Source organism: Paenibacillus sp. V4I9, from assembly GCF_030817295.1.
Taxonomy (GTDB): domain Bacteria; phylum Bacillota; class Bacilli; order Paenibacillales; family NBRC-103111; genus Paenibacillus_E.
In genome coordinates this window covers 4147831-4165889 of the sequence record NZ_JAUSZE010000001.1, presented here as the reverse complement: position 1 = coordinate 4165889, position 18059 = coordinate 4147831, and the positions used below count along the sequence as shown (strand labels likewise).

The following is an 18059-nucleotide window of genomic DNA, read 5'->3' as shown; positions in this document are numbered from 1 at the left end:
TGCACTCCTATTTGGTGTATTATTCGGCTTTAATTATACCCGAAACTACTAGAATAGCTTTATATATTGATTCATTCATGTTGTCTGAATAAGCGCGATTTTCATTAGATTCTATAATGGTTCGATACTTTAATGGAAACATCTTAGTTAGTTGATAACTATTATATTTTTTTAATTTTTCTAGTGCCGCTTTATCATCATTTAAATAATTTGGAAGATTTTCAGTAGCAGAACCAAGGATATTACTGTCTTCATACCAGAGACTCCCTTTTTTTACCCATTTAAATATTTTTTCAGCAATAAGTTCATTTCGTTCACTCTCCGTTAATAAACTCCAGATAACCATTATTGAGATAACCTCCCAAAGTTTAGGTATTGTATCTCATGTTGATTATCTTTTCCAAGATAGGAAAAGATATATTTCATTTTTAATTTTATGATTTCAAGTGAGAAAATATGATAATATCATTGATTCTACTTATACATTCAGCACTAGAAATATATGCTGAAGGCAAAAAATCAATGGCGATATATATATAAATGGATTGAATGAAGCGAAAAACAATAAAGTAGGAAAGCACTTTTTCATCATCATTTAGTTTCTTGAGAATGATTTTTTCATAAGACAAATAAGTATAATTCATAATTCCTTCTTTATTTTCCAAACGTAAATCGTTTGTCCTAAAATAAAATGGTTCAAAATACACTGTAATAAAAAGAAAAAAGGTTGTGAAGGGATGGAGTTTTTAATCGGCATAGTAATTCTCATGCTTATTATTGGAATTCATGAGTTTGGTCATTTTGCTGCATTTCGTTTTTTTGGCGGAAAAGTAGAGGAGTTCGCAATCGGGTTTGGACCGAAGATAATGGGGGTGAAAATAAAGGAAACTCAGTATAATCTAAGACTTCTATTCCCATTAGGTGGATTTGTAAAGGCTAATGAAGAGGACTATAAGAATTTTTCACTGTTACAAAAAAGCATTTATATATTAGCGGGAATTTTCTTGAATCTTCTTTCGTTCGTTATAGCTTCTGGACTCTTGAGCAAACATGGTTTTTTTTATGGTGTATACAGATCAACAACGGCTATTCCAATGTTTATTTATAATTTATTAAGTTCAATCCAAATTGATCAATTATTTAGCAAACAAGCTAGTATTGAGAACCAAATTACAGCTATGAATGATATGGTTAATTCAAGTACACCTTTAGAATATTTTGCAATTTTGAGCTTGTTAATTGCAATTTTTAATATGATTCCAATTCCTGTTTTAGATGGTGGAAGATTTATTTTGATTTTCTTAGAAGCACTGTTAGTAAAATTAAAAGTTGAAAATGTAAAAGTTGAGAAAATAAATGGGATAATTCTGTTTATTGGTGGATTGATAATAACCGCTATGATATATGTTCCAAATTTCTTAAGTGCAGCAGAAGATTTCCACATGAGTCCTTTTTTATTTCTTCTTTGGAATTTATTATTAATAACATTAATAGGAAATATAATTATTTTCGTTAGAAATAGAAAGATGCAAAAGAACCTATAAATTATTTGAAAATGAAATCTCGGAGGATTAAGGAGGGCTATTATTGGTAAATGAATTTGAAAATATGGTGTTGGCTGCTGGTAAAACAAAAACGTATCTAGATGAATTTGCTAAGGATTTTACAGATTTAAAACTGGCAAATTACCTGCAAAATACTTTTTCCAATTATCACATTTTAAATTACTATATTATTTCTGGGGATTTCGGCAGGTCGGAGTCTTTAACAGTAAATATGTATGCTTTTACAGAAAAGATTTTGATCAGTATTACACATAGAGAGCATAAAATGCAGGATACATTAGTAGTTAATAACAGCTTTCAACGTTTTCACATATCTGAAATTGAGAGCGTTTCAAATGAACACTGGTACAATTCATTATTTGAAAACGGGAAATTTACTCATAAAGTTATTTTGAAAATGAGAAATGATGAGCAACTAACAATAGAGACTAAAAACAAACACAGTGCGTTTGTACTTAAATTTATTAATGCGCTCAATAAAGTAATTGCTAATTCTGAGTTTGCAAGAGAGCGTGACACTAAATATGCTGATGTGGAAATAGATACAGAGAATTATGAAGAATAATTTTTAACAATACCAGTAAATTGGTTTAACTATTTACGGGCGGGCGGTGTCTAAAGTCGATCATTATTATTAATTCTTATATCTTGTATAATAAATTGGTTCTTGGAAGAGCTTGAATATAAGTATTCAAAATCCGATTTAATGGAATTAATCACGAAGGAGCATCTACCGAAAAGTAATGCTTCTTTTTCTTTGTGAACTAATTTCGCATGTTGATTTTGATTTCCAAACGGAATAATATGCTGGAATTTTTCAGTCGATCGAAAAATTGGTGGGCGATTACCTTCTCCAAAAGGCTCCATACACTTTAAATTATCAAATAACTGTGAAGAAAACTTGTTTAGCGGCATTTCAAAATCATAATTAGAAACATGACTGAAATTTGCCGATTGCTCATTAGAAGGTTGTACGTTTTCTAAAAATTTATCTAGATAGAACATATCAACCGTAAGTCCCGCTGCTGCTCTGTGACCTCCAAAAGATTTTAAATAACCAGAAGCTTTTTCAATTGCCTCAACGATTGAAAAACTGGTATTAGGAACGCTCCGCGCAGATCCCTTACCCGAGGCTGTAATTACTATTGATGGCTTTTTGTACTTCTCCGTGAGTTTTGCAGCTAGAATACCAATAATACCATCGTGAAAATCCCCATAAACCACTAAAATGGCTTTCTTGTTTAATCCCTCAGAAAGTATTCGATCCTCAGCATGTTGAAGCTGCGCGGCGGTCATTTCTTTTCTCATTTCATTCTTATTGATAAAATATCTAAGCTCTAAGTCGGAAACATTTTCGTCGAGTAGAAGTTTTGCTGCAACATTTGCATCATCTACGCGACCGCTGGCAAGGAAGCACCCCAACTTCCAGGTTCGAAAATTATATTAAAGGATTATCCTGTATGGGTAATAACATTCGAAGGTGTACATGTTCAGGGGAATGGTCCAAAACCCATTGTTACTGATGATAAAACAAGTTCAACTGCCTTTGTTTACGTAGATTCTCATGTTGTTATTGATGCTAATACTGGGGGAAGGTTAGAACTCATCTCCCATTCAAGTCTGAATAACTAGGGCATAGTGTTTTTCACTAACGGCGAACGAGAGTTCAATAGATTAGACCTTGAGGCTGCGCGTGAACGAACGGTAGCCTTTGTTCAGCTAACAGGCAGATTTGTTTAACAAGGGATATGGAGATCATGGTAAAATAATGGTAATGAGGGAGGGGGAATAATATGCCGATTTTTTCTGTAATCGCATTTTCTGCCTTGATTGTAGCAATTGTGTCATCATTTTTGGCTATCAAAGGTAAGTATCAACTTTACTGGATTTCTGCCATCGGAATTTATATTTTCAGTTTATTAGCAGGTTTTTCTATAGGGCAACTGACAGTTGGTTTAACTTTTATACCATTAACTTTGGCTATTGGCTATTCTTTAGGTTGGATAAAAAACAAAGTACACAGCATTATTTTTCTTTGCTTAGGCACTTTAATTGGATTCCTAATGGTGATATATGTAGGCAACTTGTTATTTTATCCGTTATTTCCATTATTGAACTAACTGGGAACGATAGTGAAGGAGCTTGGCCCAAGGCAGCTCCTTTATTGTTAATTCAAGTAACGTGCAGTTTATGCAACTATGATAATTTTATTGCGTCTAAGATGTTAATAAAATCTGGAAAGGAGGACTTAATTTGCCATCAATACAAGCGATAATAAACTTTCTTGTATTGCTCATATTCCTCACTTCTATCTATTCGTGGATTCAGATATCTAAAATTTACAATGAGGTAAAGAAAATTAGGGAGGATTTGAAAAAAAAATAAGTGAGCAAGCGATAGTCAGATTTCCGCAAGGGTAACGTGATATCCAGTTTCTTTTTTTTACACGAGCGAATAATGGTTACATTATCTCGAATCCAAACAATTGAGCTAACGAGGAACAATAGGTGAATAAGAATACCACAACAGGCTACCGCTGACTTATTTCGGTAGCCTGTTCCACTAACGGGCAGTAGAGCGTGGTATTTGATGAGTGTATTTATTGACCTAGGGCAAGTTGATTTCAGACAACACAAAGGTGTACAATGCCCATTGCTTGTAAAAAAATGAACTTTTATTTATCTGACTGTGTATAAACAGTGAAAGCAGAAGGAGGAAAGGAGGGGTATTTTGAGGATCGACAAAAAGCAAGCAGAGTATCTATTTAATGAACATGTGTCCTATGTAAGGCATGCTGCTCTTATGCTGACTAAGTCTAATTCACTAGCAGACGATATCGTTCAGGAGACGTTTATTCGAATCTTTGATAAATATCATCTATTCAATCCTGCAAAACCGATAAAACCTTGGATCTACAAACTGACGCTTAACACCACACGAAATATGTTGCGAAAGCAAAAGTGGCTGAGTTTTTTTGGAATGATACCAGATGTCCCGAGCCCTGAAATCATTGAAAGTGTTGTAATAAAGGATGCCTCTAAGCGCGAATTACTAGAAGTGATCAGTCGTTTACCTCAAAAACAAAGAGAGGTGATAGTCATGCACTTTATTGAAGAACTAAAGATCAGTGAAATGGCTGAAATACTAAATGTACCTGTTGGGACTTGCAAATCCAGACTCCACAAAGCGCTAATGCTCCTACGAAATGAAAAAGGAGGGGTTCTCCATGAAGCCTTTGACCTTTGAGAAAATTTGGGAGAACTATAGTCTTAGAAATAAAGCAAAAAAAATGAGAATAACAACTATCACATCCCTCCTGATTCTTTGCATGGCGTTAGGGTTTATACCCCCAGCACGTGCGGCAATTCAGTCTTGGATTGATGTCACGATTATTAAGAATGCCAAGAATGCCACCTTTGGTTATACACTAACTAATTCAGTAGAAGATACGAGAGTTTCTACATCAACCCTAAACCAGGCGGAAAAACTCGCTGGGAGAAAACTTGCGTTTCCAATCGAGTTTTTAGCCATGGAAGACGATGCAATTAGCAAAGAGTACGTTGTTGCAAAAATGAAAGGAGAATTCATTGGCTATTCCTATTCACTTCGTACAAATGACCGAATGATTCAAGTTAATGCTAGTTTTAAACAATATATAAAACCAGAGATGTGGGCAGAATCGACGGAAGATGCCAAGGTAAGCGAAAAGGAACTAAATGGATCTAAAATAAATGTTATAAGTATTCGTGAATACGATGGAGCTACAGCATATTATGAAAAAGATGATTGGGTGATTGTGATCAACTCAATTGCATCAGGGGTAAATGAGCATAAGGCAGTACCATTTTCAGAAGAGGAAATGGTGAACTATTTTAAGTCGATTGAGTTTCGCTAGCGGAAAACGCTAGTTAAGCTGGAAAATTTTTAAGAAATGCCATTCTTTGAAGGATGGCATTTCTTAACTTACCATTAGAGATAAAAGAAATCGTATCATAAATTGCATTATGAGGCATTGATCATTGAACTAACGGAAACGTTAGTGAAATAACCAGGGAGCAGCTCGCCGCGACTGGCAGCTGCTTCCTTTTTCTATGGCTATGTTAAATCCAATTGTTGATAATTGAATATTCCGAACAAATATGGGCATAATAAAAGATATAATGAAGGTTCGGAGATGATTTAACATGGAGTTAAAGGAAATAAAGAAGCTCGCTGACGCACTAAATGAAAGCGGTAAGCAGGAACTTGTATATTTCTTACAGTCTCGAATGAAACCCCTGATGGCTCCTATTCGTGCAATTGATGAAATTCAGGAACAAAAGCATAAAGCTGGTCTTGTCTGTCCACATTGCGACAGCCATTTTGTCGTTAGATTCGGAAAATACGTGATTAAAACACGCGCTGGAGAGGTCAAACGTCAGCGTTACCGCTGCAAAGCCTGCCGTCAAACCTTCAACGACTTGACAAACACCCCAATTCAACGGTCCAGAAGACCTCATCTTTGGGTTCGATTCATTGAATGTATGATTGAGGGTTTTTCACTTAGAAAGTGTGCTGAGATGTTGCATGATGAGGTGACGCATGTAACTCTGTTTTATTGGAGGCATAAGATTCTTGCTGCTTTGAAACAAATTCCAACCGAATCCTTTCAAGGCATCGTCGAAATGGACGAGACCTATTTCTTGTACTCTGAGAAAGGTAAAAGAAACATCACCGAACGCAAGTCTCGTAAACGCGGCGGTAAAGCTAAATATCGCGGTATCAGCAACGACCAAATATGCGTATTAGTCGTCCGCGACCGCCAGAAGATGACTTTCTCTGGTGTTCTTGGTCGTGGGCGCATTCGGACTAAAAAGTTGGATGAGGCGATTGGCGGTCATTTATCAGACTCAAACGTGCTTTGTACTGATTCGTGGCGGGCATTTAGTTCCTACGCCAATTCGAAAGGCATAGACCATTACCGCTTCAAGTCCGACGGGAAACAGCGTGTGAAAGGTGTTTATCACATTCAGAACGTGAATAGCTACCATAGCCGTCTTAAAAAATGGATGAACCGCTTTAATGGCGTTGCAACGAAGTATCTGCAACATTATTTAGCCTGGTTCCGTTATTTAGACAGCAAGCAATATGAGAATACGGCGGCAAATAAGAAGGATATGCTTGTCAGCTCTTGCCTGTTTACTGTAAATGAAACAAACACTAAATTCCGGCAAGCATCATTTTCTTCCTAAACCAGCACATGGAGGTGAAATATGAGAAATTTTACATTAATCATACTTCTTATCATCATTTCTACAGTCTTATCGGTCGGCTGTCAGAAAAGCGAAGATGTAAATAATGATAAATTGATTGTTTTGAAGCTTGTTAGCTCAGAAAACAAGTTTGACGTTTTTAAAGAAGTTACAGACAACACAACGGTTTCAAAAGTTAAGAGTATGATAACAAATGGGGATTGGAAAAAAGACTTCAAACATACTGACATATATAAATCTCCTAACTACAAATTTTATTTCCAACGTACAGATGGTGGAGATGCAAAACCTGTTGTGTATGAAGTTTTTTACACCGATGGAAATGCAAGGATATTCTTTGGAGACATTCCAAGCTACAAGCAACTTTCAAAAGATGACTCGGAGAAGCTAATTGGGATATTACAGTAAGATCACGAACCGCCTTTTTTGTGGGCGGTATTCTTTTGTTCAAAAATCAACATTAAGATTTAACAAAGCCTTTTCTATTGAAGTAACGGCCAGGTTAACATGGAATTACTAGTAGAAATCTAATGGGCGCTTAGATTATTTTTAGTGTTGTAGATGAGTACATCTTGTATAATAATTCTGAACTGAACAAATAAAGGGGATAAAAATGAACCAAGAAGATGTCAAGCAACGCATTAAAGATTACCAGCAGGTAGATGGAGTGCAACCTCTCACTTGCGGACTAAACAGTAAGCACGAGAAATTATACCCTAAGGTTCTTGAACAAGGGTTGGTTCTTTTTTGCCCTAATTGCAATTACACTCAGACGTACATCCCCGATCTCTTCTTCGATGATGGTTTTTATGAGTGGTTGCGGGGTATGAAGAGATTGATTTAAGGAGAAGCCGATATAAGCTGTCCGACGAACACAAACATTAGTGCTTACAAATCCCCGTTAATCGGGGATTTTCTATTTCGAGGCCACGAAACAAGCATAGTTACATAATCGTTTTGCGACACAAACTTATACGCATAATCACGGTGAAATTAAACGCTGATTTGTATTGAATTTTTTCACACTGCCATTAAAGTAACGGGCAGGTTTCTTCAATGGTTTCATCGAATACTCAAATGAGTTCTTTTTCCGACGAAAGGAGAGTTATCATGAAAAACAATCTTTCAGTTATAAAAAGAGTTCCAACGATAGCAGAATTTATAAAACTTTGTTGTGCGGTTGGCTGGAAAGATTATATGAATTTCGAAGTTGCAGAAGAATCTTTAAACCAATCATTTATTTGGTGTAATTGTCCAATACCAAGAAGAAGTAGTTGGAATGGGCAGGGTAATTGGCGACGGGAGAATCTATTTTTACATACAAGATATAGTAGTCTTACCTGAGCATCAAAACAAAGGAATAGGCAAATTAATAATGGAAACTATCAAAGAATACTTAAAGGAAAATGCTCCTGAAAAATCATTTATCGGTTTGTTTGCATCACAAGGTAAAGAATCTTTTTATAATAAATACGGCTTTAAAAAGCATGAAGGAATGACAGGAATGTTCGGTGTAATTCAAGATAATGATGTTAAGTAAGAGTATTTGTTAACCTAACAAAGGAACAATAATTTAAACAGTGAAGGGCTGCCCCGTTGCAGCCCCGTTGCAGCCCTTCACCCCGCTAACGGGCAGTTTAACGCAATGATTCTCTTCTTGGATATGTGTTACAATGTCACATGAAATGATAACGAATTTTTGTGAGAAGAGGGGGATTGCAAAAGATGGATTTTTCAATAAATCTATACGAGAGACCTACTAGAATTGGTGACCCTATTACGCAAAAGATTAATCAATTAATAAATTCATTGACTGGTATTTGGTTTACAGAGGATGTTGCAGAAGACACATGTAAAGATTTAATGTTTCAAGATTTACTGTGTGCTGAGAGTGATGGACAAGTTACATCTTTTATAGTCTTTACGAGTGCAGAAGGCTCAATTTCTATTTCATTAATGGGTACTGACCCGAGATACCATCGCAAAGGGATCGGTTCCAAATTGTTATTGCATTTGTTGGAACACGTAAAGAAGATGGGCTTTAATAAAATTGTTGCTTTAACGGTGCCGCCAAGCTCGAAGCCAGTGTATCAGCAAACTGTTCAATTCTATGAAAAGCATGGATTTAAAATCGAAAAGGAATACACTGAGCTATGGCAGAGTGGAACAATTCAGTTGGTGAAAATCCTGAACTAACGGGAGAGAGAACAATAGTGGAATAACCAAGGAGCAGATTGCAGCAACATCTGCTTCCTATTTTCATTGAAGTAACAGAAGGATACTTAAAGCAATTCACGAATACCAAAGGTATTAACGTAGGATATGCAACTCCAGATGATAAAGTTTTCGCGCATTTAGCCGAGCACCTTCCAAAATGGGCAAGCAACAACAATGTAAGGATTAATGTTAATACTTCAAAGGATTTAGTGGATGGGAAGATGATATATAGGATTTGGATAACACCGTTTAACGAGTAATCAAGAAATTAATTCTTATGTTTCGAATCTTTAAGCGAGCGCAGAACGATAGCGGGGTGAACGAATGCTAAACATACGAAAATCTAATAAAACTGACCAGGAGTTTTTAGTTCTAATTGATTTAAAAAATGATGGGTACACACTTTCGGATGTAGTTGATATGACAGAACAAAATAAAGAGGAACATAGTAAGAAAATAGAAGGATTTCTCACTGACTCAGATAAAGGTGTGTTTGTTTGTTATTGAGGATTCTGCTTCCAACAAACCAATTGCAATGATAATGTATTCCATAGCAAATAGGGATTCCGTGTATCCGTGGAAAACAATTTACAACGAATTAGACAGAAACCTATTTCAAATTGATGGGCGGTTTATCGAGATATTTCAATTATGGGTTCATCCAAGTTATCGAAGATTAGGATTAGCGACTAAGCTAAAGCTCAAGTTGGAGGAAGAAGCTCAAAATCATAAAATTAATTTAATTTATACACATACAGAAGAAACAAATAATCATGTCATCGAGATAAATAAAAAAATTGGTTATCAAGAGGTTCGCCGTGGGTCAATTTGGGATGAAGTAATCCGAGTAAGCCTGATTAAGCAATTAAGCTAACGAGGAACGATAGTTCAATACCGAGAGGGTTGCCCCATAGAAGCCGCCTATACATAGGAATTTGGGTGTAGGTCGGAAGCTTATGCAGCATGCCATTGACTTAGCTATTGAGAACAAAACGACCCGATTACAGCTTTTTCATTGTTTTTGGGATATGAGGTCTTGCTTCCAACCCATATGAATCCAATCATTAAGTTCAGGAGCAAGCACTTGAAACACTTCAGGAGTTGTTGTAACTTCAACTATTTCTTTTCCATGTATTGCTGGGGATATTTTGATAAATTTACCGTTGGTTAATTTTACTGATAAATAGTTTGGTGATATTGATTTTGAAGGGAAACTTTCCTTATATCCTAATACCTTGGATTTGCTTAACCAAACTAGAATTTTTTCAATAATTTCTTTATCTCTTTTCTCAGCTGGATTGAGTGGCGGAATTTGAATAGATTCAAGGGGCATAACATACTGAACAGAATCAATGTCATTTATCATTGGCATAGTAATATCTTTAGAAGCAGAGCAACCAGATAAAATCATCATTGTCAAAAGAAACATTATGAAAAATCTTCTCATATCATTCACCCTTTACATTTATTTAATGAAAGAACACTCAAACATTTTCCTTAGGTTAATCTATAATATACAACTTCAACATCTCGGATTATGGATCTGCTGAAGTAACTGGTTGGAGCGCCTATTATCCTTTTCGTTCTTTTGCTTTTAGTTTTTGCTTTAACCAAAAATCTGGTGGTTCGTAAGCAATAAGTGAATAATCAATTTCATGGCCACAAGAAGTTGCTAATTGAATAAGTAACGATTTCCTTAAATCAGTAGGATGTATATCACCTGTTTTAACGGTCAAGACTTGCACACCATTTCTATTCGGAGTGCCAGCGACAACCACTTGGTTTCCTTTTGTATAAACATCGGTGACTTTCGTTTGAAAAACAACAATATATAAATCAAGAGCAGTGTCATTCTGAAACATAGGAAAATTAATACCTAAGTTTTGTTTGAAGTTTAACTCACCTGAAATTCCAATGTCGTAAGTGGTAAATAACCGATGGAGTGCGTATTGTATTCGCATTGGGATGTAACTCCATCTGCCCCCCCAATATGTACTGTGCCAATGTTCTTCATATACAGGTCTTTTATAGTTAGGATCATTCATTATTATGTTGAATGGAATTTTTGTTCCTTTATCTATTACTTCAGAAATAGGAATCGTGTCGGTGGGATAGTATTTTTTGGCTTCTGCTTCTTCTTGTGGTTCAACAATTGTAATTGGTTTAGGTGGCTCAAGCTGTTCTAAACGTCTTTCTAACTCTTCAACCTGCTGATCGGAGTTACCTATTTGGGGACTTGATAATTCTTGCGCATAACAGGTTGTATAGGAAACGGAGAAAGCAAATAACATGAAGAGAGTTATACTTATTTTTGACATATCCAACCACCTCATGGATATGTTGCTTCTTTACAAGCAAATTTATGTAAAAAATTCCCTTGAACTTACGGGAAACGATAGTGGAGGAACTTGCCGCGATGCTGCTCCTATTTTCATCGAAGTAACGGGCAGGAGAGTGAATAAACAAAATTGGAATTCTGTAAAATGATGGAACTTTTGTGAGTGTTGAACGTCTAAATGATAATAGTAACTTACAGAAGGTGGTTTAATGAAAATAATCACGAAACCTAGCATGAAAGTAAATAAACAAAACGGCGATCAACGATATTCGTAAACGATTTCACAATTATCTGAAAAATGTTAGGGGGGTGATGATTAATTTGGGGAATATCGAGCAACTCATTATGAATATCATCATGTTTCTTTTTTCCAAGCATAAGCGTTTAGTGTTTACTGCATTCAATCAATCGAAATATTATGATGCGGTAAATAAATTAAAAAGTCATGGCATTTCTTATCGCAGCCGAATAACAAGTCATGACACGGGTACAGTGGGTTCAGGCAGAAATGATAACAGCCAATACGACATCTATGTCAAAAAGGATGAGGTATATCTCGCGGAGAAGGCTATAAATAGCTAGTGGTTTAATAATAAAAAATGCTGTTGTACGGCAGCATCTCGTTGAGCTAACGGAAACGTTAGTTTAATACGAACACAGCGGCAGCCGGCCAGAATGATCGGCTGCTTTTTCGTTGAACTAAAGGGCAGGTTTGTGGAGAAGGGATAGCGAATATCTACCGAAATAATCCAGTAAAAACTTCTGATGCAAAGGAGATTCTTGTGATTGAAATACGTTGGGCTTTTTTCTGTTGGTGAAGGAACGAGAAGGATCATCTGTTTGACTTTTTTTATAAAAATCTTCGATATTTTATCCAATGTAATTTCAAGTCATAATAAGAGTATCAAGAATAAAGGGGATGATGAATTTGGTTCAGATAAGGGCTGTGACGGAATGTGATGATTTTGAAGCAATCTATAAATTAATTAACGATACTTTTCAACGAATTTCCGGTGATCAAAAGAGCGTATATGGTGTAAACGGAGAAGTATTAAAAAACCAATATTGTAATCCGAGTTCTTCAAACAAAGGTTTTATTGCTGTTAAAGACAATACAATATTAGCTTTCATGGGAGTTTTTCCTTCAAATGTAACAAAGAATGGATATATTGAATGTGGATTTTTGGATGGTTATGAGAGTATACTTGATGAATTATTGAGTAAGTGCATGTCTTTTATTCAGGAAAGAGACGGGGCTAAAATTTATACATTTGCATCTACCAAGTTCGGGCAAGTTAGAAATAAGGGAATTACTTTATGGGAGAAGCTGGGTTTTACTTCAGATGAATATGCATATATCACAACATTACTGGATTTAAGAAAATGGAAAGAACCTGAAGACTTGGACGTAACTGGAATAGAGCCCGCCATAGAAATGAATTATGATAATATTAAGCAAATTCTTATTGAAGATGGGGAAGATGCAATGGCTGAATTATTTCAAAACCAATACTCCCCAAGCAAAAATCCAGATCAAGTAATACTTACACTTAGAGATAAAGTATCCAATGAATTTGCTGGTATCGCTTATTATAGGGTTGTCGTATCCAATAGAGGTTCTGAAGATGAATTCTTAGATGCCACTGCTTTCGGACTTCATATTAGACCCAAGTATCTTTTGAATCTAGACGAAATAAGAAGATTTCTGAAAGGTTCCCTAATTTCGATGAAACAATTAAATCTATATCATGTTATTACTCGAATCACTTTGAAAAATTTTGATGTATTTGCAGCGATGGTTACCGAGGGATTCCATAATGAAAACTTAGAAGATGCTAATGTAATCCGTCTTTATATAAGTGTATAAAAGGATTATAAATTATGAAAAAGTATGTAAATGCCAAAGAAGTTTTGCCAGAGAGTTTAATTAAAGAAATACAAAAGTATGTAAAAGGACAGCATATCTATATTCCTCAAACTGAACGGAAAGATTGGGGGACATCAACTGGAATTCGGGATGAAATGGAACAGCGAAATGAGGATATAACAAGGAAATACCATGGAGGGTTAACTATAGCGGAACTGGCTGCAATATTCAATTTAAGTGAAGAACGAATTAGAGGCATAATTTACGAAAGACAAAGTGATTAGGGTTGGCTGGGGTGCTGTTGACAAAGACAGCACTTTTATTGCGCTCTAGCGGTTAGAGGCAGTCTTTGTCACGCTAACAGAAACGATAGCACCATAATATTGTACTATCTAGAGCTGTCGGTGATTCGCTTGGCAGCCTATTCCGCTAACGGGCAGTTTAATAACATACTAGGAAAATGGTTAGAATAACCAAGAAATAAAACTATCTTTGTTAACAGAGTGGAGCGTTGTTGTTGAAACAGAGAGTTATTTATGGTCTTGTCGGTGTTTTGTGCATTTCGGTTATAGCAAGTGTTGTAATGATGAAAGAGACAGATAAACCAATCCTACCTATCCATCATGTAGAAAGCTTTGCTAGTCTAGGATATGAAATTAAACTAGATAAAAACCAATTTGGTTTAGATGAAGTAATCGAGGTAGACGCTAAGTTGACAAATGAAGGGAAGGAGACGTTCACATATCAATCTGGAAGTTCTAGCTGTCCTACACATATCGACATTCGAATTGTTAATAAAAATAAGAAGACTGAGCTGGTGATGAGGTCAGAGAAGAGGAGCTGTACCTTTGACGACAGTATTACGCAATTAGCTCCTGCTCAAACCGTTGAGAACAAGTATCTTTCAATTCCAGGGAACACCAGTGATTTTAGTTTTAAACCTGTGTCCGCTGGTACTTATTATGTGGAGGTTTATTTGCCCCCAGAGGGGGGATTTGGAACAGAGAGAAAATGGAAGCTTGTAAGTAAAATACCGATTACTTTGCAACGAAATTGACGCTATCGGATTATTGTATCGCTCCGCTAACGAAGAACGATAGTTTAATCACGACATGACGGCAGCTGGTTTATGATCGGCTGCCGTTTTCTATTGAAGTAACGGGCAGTAATGCTCATTAATGTCTGGGTAATTTAGGGGGATAATTTGTAAATTTATGGTATAATGGTTTTGGGGTGAACCTTAATGTTTACAATCATATTTTATGGATTGGTTATTCTTGCAGTGATTATGATGATTTTGACGACTATTGTTGGGATTACTGTGAAACCCAAACTATGTTGGTTAGCAGGCATATTATGGTACTTCGCAAGCTTTTTGGGGAGTATGTCCATTGGACTATATCTACTTATTTTTCCCTTTGTTTTATGGACGTTGGGATTTGCTCAAACTTTCCATTTGATTAAGAAGCGTTCAAGTTATGCACTATTTATAGTTATTGGAATATTACTTTGGATTGTTAGCATTACAACAATTGATGATTACTGGCTGTTTTTTCCTATAAGTTGGTTGTTTTAGGATGAAAATTATCGAAATCAAAAGAGAAGTCAATGTTTTTTGTTATTGAACTATCGAAAAACTATAGCTCAATAGACATCTGGAGAAGGCTGCCGACAGCATAGAACGTCAGTCTTCTCAGCTCCCTCAGAGAATAAGGTTTTTCTCACGAATGCTCGCTCATTCGCAGGATTTCAATAAGCATATTAAATAGGAGTTCAGGTGTTTGGGTAGTGAATGGCAGGCAGTTCCGTTAGAGCGCATGCGGGAACAGAAGGTGCTGATCATTTTATTAATTCTTGATACGGGATCTTAACCGGCTATATCCGAGTGATGGAGGATAAATCTGATGGTAATAAAAGAAATTGATAAAAAGCTCAGGGAGGATATTAAAGATTTTCGAGGATCAATTGTTATCTCCAGAGGTCAGGTACATTCACTAGATACATTACCAGGATATGCTGTATTAATTGGTGACAAAATAACGGGAATCATAACTTACAATATAAGCGACGGCGCTTGCGAAATTGTATCCCTTGACAGTAAGTTAGAGGGTCAAGGTATTGGAACTAAACTCATTGATTTAGTTATTGTAAAAGCAAGGGAAAGTAACTGTGAACGTGTATGGTTGATTACTTCAAATGATAATATAAGGGCTATTCGATTCTATCAAAAAAGAGGCTTTGATATAAAGGCAGTTCATCAAGATGTCATTACTGAAGCGAGAAAAATTAAGCCCTCAATACCACTAGTTGGATTCGATGGCATACCTGTACGCCACGAAATTGAATTTGAATTTATCTTAAATCCCCTGTACTACACTTCACTAACATAATAATTGAAACCCCCTATACTCTCAGTCAAGATGTACGTGGAGAAAAGATTCATCATACTTCATGGCGGGTACAATTAATAAACAAATTAACAATCAAACAATAAAGTGATGCGTACAGACCTGCATCATTTTTATTGTTTGATTTGTCTATTACTACCCTTAGTTAGAATACGTCCAGTCTGTGCATCAAAGATGGCGTATTTAGTGCTTACACTGTCTTTTTCATCGCTAACTGCTAGAAATAAATATATCTGTCTTTCTGGATGAACATTTGAATGTGGATATTTGTTTAATGAAGTAAACTTTGTTGCGTATTTTCCCATTTCATTTTTAATTTCACTTTCAACATTTTTATAGAGTATTTTTTTCTGAATCAAAATAGTTGCATCCGAAAAGGTATATACACTTGGATCAACTGAATTAATAAATGAACTGATTTCAGCTGTATTTTCATTTTTATTAGCAGGATACATGAGGTCTATGACCTGACTATTTACACTAAATGGGATTAATATCATTGTTGTAATCATTATTATTACGAGATAGCAAATAGACCGTTTCTTTCCGTTTTTCATGTAAGAGTAACCCCTTCCTCATATTGTTAAATCTTCATTTGTAAATTAAACTTTCCAGATAATATATTTATTATCCCGTTTAATTAAGGAGAACATGTTGGAGATCTGCGCGGCTCAGGCGAGGGAGTACATTAAAAAAGGAGATAGGTGAATGAGCGAGATAAAATTGAACGATTTAATTAGGTTGCAATTGTCGGTCGAGCGCAGACAATTTGAATACGTCATTACGCTAACGGTGAACGAGAGCTCAATAGTCATCAGGAGAAGGCTGCCGACAGCATAGGGGCCTGTTGACAAACAAATAGTATAAGCAAGATTTTACAGATCCATGTAGAAATACTCTATATGGTTCTTTTTTGTTGAGGGGGTTTATAGTGATGATGGGTATAAATGCTGCCACACAATACCGATTTGTCTACGTCAATTTGGATGACTTTGTTCCACATGACCATCTGTTACGACAAATTAACCAGCTAGTAGACTTTTCATTTATTTATCAGAAGGTTTCACATTTGTATTCGCCTTTTGGTCGAAGATCCATAGATCCTGTCCTCCTGATGAAAATGTTGTTAATTGGTTATTTGTATGGTATCGATTCGGAGAGAAAGCTTGAAGAAGAAGTACGTTTAAACATAGCCTATCGTTGGTTTCTGGGCCTGGACTTAGAGTCCCCTATACCGGATCACTCTACTTTCAGCCAAAACCGAAGAAGAAGATTTAAGGATAATACGACATTCCAAGAAATCTTTGACCATGTCGTTCGTTTATGCATCGAGAAAGGCATAGTTACGGGAAAAGTTATTGTAACAGATTCTACTCATATCAAAGCGAGTGCATCTTCATATTATTTCACCATGGCACAGGTCGAAAAGGAACCTGCTGAGTATCTCAAAGGTTTAGAAGAAGAAGCAAAAAAGTTGGAAATGAAAATGAGTGAACAACGAGAGCAACGTGGCCATAAGAAACCAGGGAAAGAACGGCAGCAACAACAGAAGGAAAGTAAAGAGGTTAAACGAAGCTGCAGTGATCCAGATGCAGGTTTCATGAACCGCCCCGGAAAGCCGACAGGATTTCATTATTTGGCGCATACTAGCGTAGATCCTACGCATGGTATCATAACAGACATCTTTGCAACAGCAGGGAACCTAAAAGATGATGCTCCCTTTGTCTCACGCCTTGCTCGTCAAAAAACCGATTTGAAGCTACCACTTGAGAAGGTCGGAGCGGACAAGGGCTATGACTACACACATGTTCATTATGGGCTTCATCAGTTAGATATCAAAGGGTACATAGCAACTTCGGCTAGTAGAAGCTCATCTGAACATGGGCTTACCTTCCAATATGATAAAAATTTAGATTCTTACACATGCCCAAAAGACCATACGCTCCCCTTCACACATCTAACCTGGGATACAAATAAAAAGACGTACTATAAATCCTATACCGCAAAAGCAAAACATTGCAACGAGTGTTCGCTGAGATCTACATGTTTTTCGAGTAAGACCAATCGTCGAAAAATAAACAAACCTATCGCACATGAATTGGGGATTGAGAACGAGGAACGTTCGCGGACGAAAGAATACAAAAAGATTCAGAAACAACGAAAAGTATGGTGTGAAGGAACCTTTGGTTGGCTTAAAGAGAAACATAACTTAAGAAAAACATATAAGCGGGGCATTGTAAAAATACAAGAACAATGTCTCTTTTCGGCATTGGCCATTAACCTAAAACGAATGGTGAAAGCATTAAACTAGCAAAGAAATTAGGACGAAACCACCCCAATCCAGTACAAAAAATTGAGAAAAAGGGAAGGAATTGTTACCTACCCTTTTTGTCAACAGGCCCAGCATAGAAC

Annotated in this window: 24 protein-coding genes and 1 pseudogene; 20 read left to right on the top strand and 5 right to left on the bottom strand. The window is 36.2% G+C overall.

Translation table 11 applies throughout. From position 1 onward, the window contains the following. Nucleotides 1–19: 19 nt before the first annotated feature. Complete coding sequence (locus tag QFZ81_RS19745; protein ID WP_307604331.1) at nt 20–346, bottom strand: hypothetical protein; 327 nt, start codon at nt 344–346, stop codon at nt 20–22. 391 nt (nt 347–737) lie between these two features. Here QFZ81_RS19745 and QFZ81_RS19740 point away from each other — a divergent pair, with 391 nt between their 5' ends. Next, nucleotides 738–1544: a site-2 protease family protein gene (locus QFZ81_RS19740; protein ID WP_307604329.1), complete on the top strand. Its 807-nt coding sequence runs from the start codon at nt 738–740 to the stop codon at nt 1542–1544. A gap of 43 nt (nt 1545–1587) precedes the next feature. Then, complete coding sequence (locus tag QFZ81_RS19735; protein ID WP_307604327.1) at nt 1588–2130, top strand: hypothetical protein; 543 nt, start codon at nt 1588–1590, stop codon at nt 2128–2130. Nucleotides 2131–2180: 50 nt separating this feature from the next. Here QFZ81_RS19735 and QFZ81_RS19730 read toward each other — a convergent pair whose 3' ends face one another. Continuing rightward, entirely contained in the window at nt 2181–2987 is an 807-nt protein-coding gene (locus tag QFZ81_RS19730; RefSeq protein WP_307604325.1) for a DHHA1 domain-containing protein, read from the bottom strand. A gap of 371 nt (nt 2988–3358) precedes the next feature. On the opposite strand from QFZ81_RS19730, the gene QFZ81_RS19725 reads away from it, so the two are divergent. The 11 genes and pseudogenes from QFZ81_RS19725 to QFZ81_RS19675 all read left to right on the top strand — a co-directional run bounded on the left by QFZ81_RS19725 (nt 3359) and on the right by QFZ81_RS19675 (nt 10089). Further along, nucleotides 3359–3685 carry a hypothetical protein gene (locus tag QFZ81_RS19725; RefSeq protein ID WP_307604323.1) on the top strand — a complete coding sequence of 109 codons (327 nt, stop codon included), beginning with the start codon at nt 3359–3361 and terminating at the stop codon, nt 3683–3685. Nucleotides 3686–4295: 610 nt separating this feature from the next. Then, entirely contained in the window at nt 4296–4811 is a 516-nt protein-coding gene (locus QFZ81_RS19720) for an RNA polymerase sigma factor (RefSeq protein ID WP_307604321.1), read from the top strand. Next, nucleotides 4792–5460, top strand: a complete 669-nt coding sequence (locus tag QFZ81_RS19715) for a hypothetical protein (RefSeq protein WP_307604319.1) — start codon at nt 4792–4794, stop codon at nt 5458–5460. The genes QFZ81_RS19720 and QFZ81_RS19715 overlap by 20 nt, the downstream gene beginning before the upstream one ends. Nucleotides 5461–5749: 289 nt before the next feature. Further along, entirely contained in the window at nt 5750–6796 is a 1047-nt protein-coding gene (locus QFZ81_RS19710; protein WP_373463695.1) for an IS1595 family transposase, read from the top strand. Between the two features lie 21 nt (nt 6797–6817). After that, the gene (locus QFZ81_RS19705) at nt 6818–7225 is read left to right on the top strand and encodes a hypothetical protein (protein WP_307604317.1); all 408 of its coding nucleotides are present in this window, start codon (nt 6818–6820) and stop codon (nt 7223–7225) included. 205 nt (nt 7226–7430) lie between these two features. Further along, nucleotides 7431–7661: a hypothetical protein gene (locus QFZ81_RS19700; protein WP_307604315.1), complete on the top strand. Its 231-nt coding sequence runs from the start codon at nt 7431–7433 to the stop codon at nt 7659–7661. Nucleotides 7662–7927: 266 nt separating this feature from the next. Further along, a pseudogene (locus QFZ81_RS19695) lies at nt 7928–8357 on the top strand (GNAT family N-acetyltransferase). Nucleotides 8358–8542: 185 nt separating this feature from the next. Then, nucleotides 8543–9013, top strand: a complete 471-nt coding sequence (locus QFZ81_RS19690) for a GNAT family N-acetyltransferase (RefSeq protein ID WP_307604313.1) — start codon at nt 8543–8545, stop codon at nt 9011–9013. Nucleotides 9014–9358: 345 nt separating this feature from the next. Continuing rightward, the gene (locus tag QFZ81_RS19685) at nt 9359–9541 is read left to right on the top strand and encodes a hypothetical protein (RefSeq protein ID WP_307604311.1); all 183 of its coding nucleotides are present in this window, start codon (nt 9359–9361) and stop codon (nt 9539–9541) included. Next, nucleotides 9528–9908: a GNAT family N-acetyltransferase gene (locus QFZ81_RS19680; protein WP_307604309.1), complete on the top strand. Its 381-nt coding sequence runs from the start codon at nt 9528–9530 to the stop codon at nt 9906–9908. The genes QFZ81_RS19685 and QFZ81_RS19680 overlap by 14 nt, the downstream gene beginning before the upstream one ends. A gap of 61 nt (nt 9909–9969) precedes the next feature. Continuing rightward, nucleotides 9970–10089, top strand: coding sequence for an N-acetyltransferase (locus QFZ81_RS19675; RefSeq protein WP_307603383.1), 120 nt, complete (start codon nt 9970–9972; stop codon nt 10087–10089). On the opposite strand, the gene QFZ81_RS19670 is transcribed toward QFZ81_RS19675, so the two are convergent. Beyond that, nucleotides 10047–10481, bottom strand: coding sequence for a hypothetical protein (locus tag QFZ81_RS19670; protein ID WP_307604305.1), 435 nt, complete (start codon nt 10479–10481; stop codon nt 10047–10049). The genes QFZ81_RS19675 and QFZ81_RS19670 overlap by 43 nt on opposite strands. A gap of 124 nt (nt 10482–10605) precedes the next feature. Then, on the bottom strand, nt 10606–11352 hold the full coding sequence (locus tag QFZ81_RS19665) for a hypothetical protein (protein ID WP_307604304.1): 747 nt from the start codon (nt 11350–11352) through the stop codon (nt 10606–10608). 341 nt (nt 11353–11693) lie between these two features. Between QFZ81_RS19665 and QFZ81_RS19660 the strand changes: the two genes are divergently transcribed. The 5 genes from QFZ81_RS19660 to QFZ81_RS19640 all read left to right on the top strand — a co-directional run bounded on the left by QFZ81_RS19660 (nt 11694) and on the right by QFZ81_RS19640 (nt 15629). After that, nucleotides 11694–11954 carry a hypothetical protein gene (locus tag QFZ81_RS19660; RefSeq protein ID WP_307604302.1) on the top strand — a complete coding sequence of 87 codons (261 nt, stop codon included), beginning with the start codon at nt 11694–11696 and terminating at the stop codon, nt 11952–11954. A 346-nt stretch (nt 11955–12300) separates the two neighbouring features. Then, nucleotides 12301–13239 carry a hypothetical protein gene (locus tag QFZ81_RS19655; protein WP_307604300.1) on the top strand — a complete coding sequence of 313 codons (939 nt, stop codon included), beginning with the start codon at nt 12301–12303 and terminating at the stop codon, nt 13237–13239. A gap of 14 nt (nt 13240–13253) precedes the next feature. Then, nucleotides 13254–13523, top strand: coding sequence for a CD3324 family protein (locus QFZ81_RS19650; RefSeq protein WP_307604298.1), 270 nt, complete (start codon nt 13254–13256; stop codon nt 13521–13523). Nucleotides 13524–13756: 233 nt separating this feature from the next. Further along, nucleotides 13757–14296, top strand: a complete 540-nt coding sequence (locus QFZ81_RS19645) for a hypothetical protein (protein ID WP_307604296.1) — start codon at nt 13757–13759, stop codon at nt 14294–14296. Nucleotides 14297–15143: 847 nt separating this feature from the next. Next, nucleotides 15144–15629, top strand: a complete 486-nt coding sequence (locus QFZ81_RS19640; protein ID WP_307604294.1) for a GNAT family N-acetyltransferase — start codon at nt 15144–15146, stop codon at nt 15627–15629. 131 nt (nt 15630–15760) lie between these two features. Here the strand turns inward: QFZ81_RS19640 and QFZ81_RS19635 are convergent, their stop codons facing one another. Then, on the bottom strand, nt 15761–16204 hold the full coding sequence (locus QFZ81_RS19635) for a hypothetical protein (protein ID WP_307604292.1): 444 nt from the start codon (nt 16202–16204) through the stop codon (nt 15761–15763). Nucleotides 16205–16355: 151 nt separating this feature from the next. Between QFZ81_RS19635 and QFZ81_RS19630 the strand changes: the two genes are divergently transcribed. Both QFZ81_RS19630 and QFZ81_RS19625 read left to right on the top strand, forming a co-directional pair. Beyond that, on the top strand, nt 16356–16487 hold the full coding sequence (locus QFZ81_RS19630) for a hypothetical protein (RefSeq protein ID WP_307604290.1): 132 nt from the start codon (nt 16356–16358) through the stop codon (nt 16485–16487). A 94-nt stretch (nt 16488–16581) separates the two neighbouring features. After that, entirely contained in the window at nt 16582–17958 is a 1377-nt protein-coding gene (locus tag QFZ81_RS19625) for an IS1182 family transposase (RefSeq protein ID WP_307604288.1), read from the top strand. Nucleotides 17959–18059: the final 101 nt, after the last annotated feature.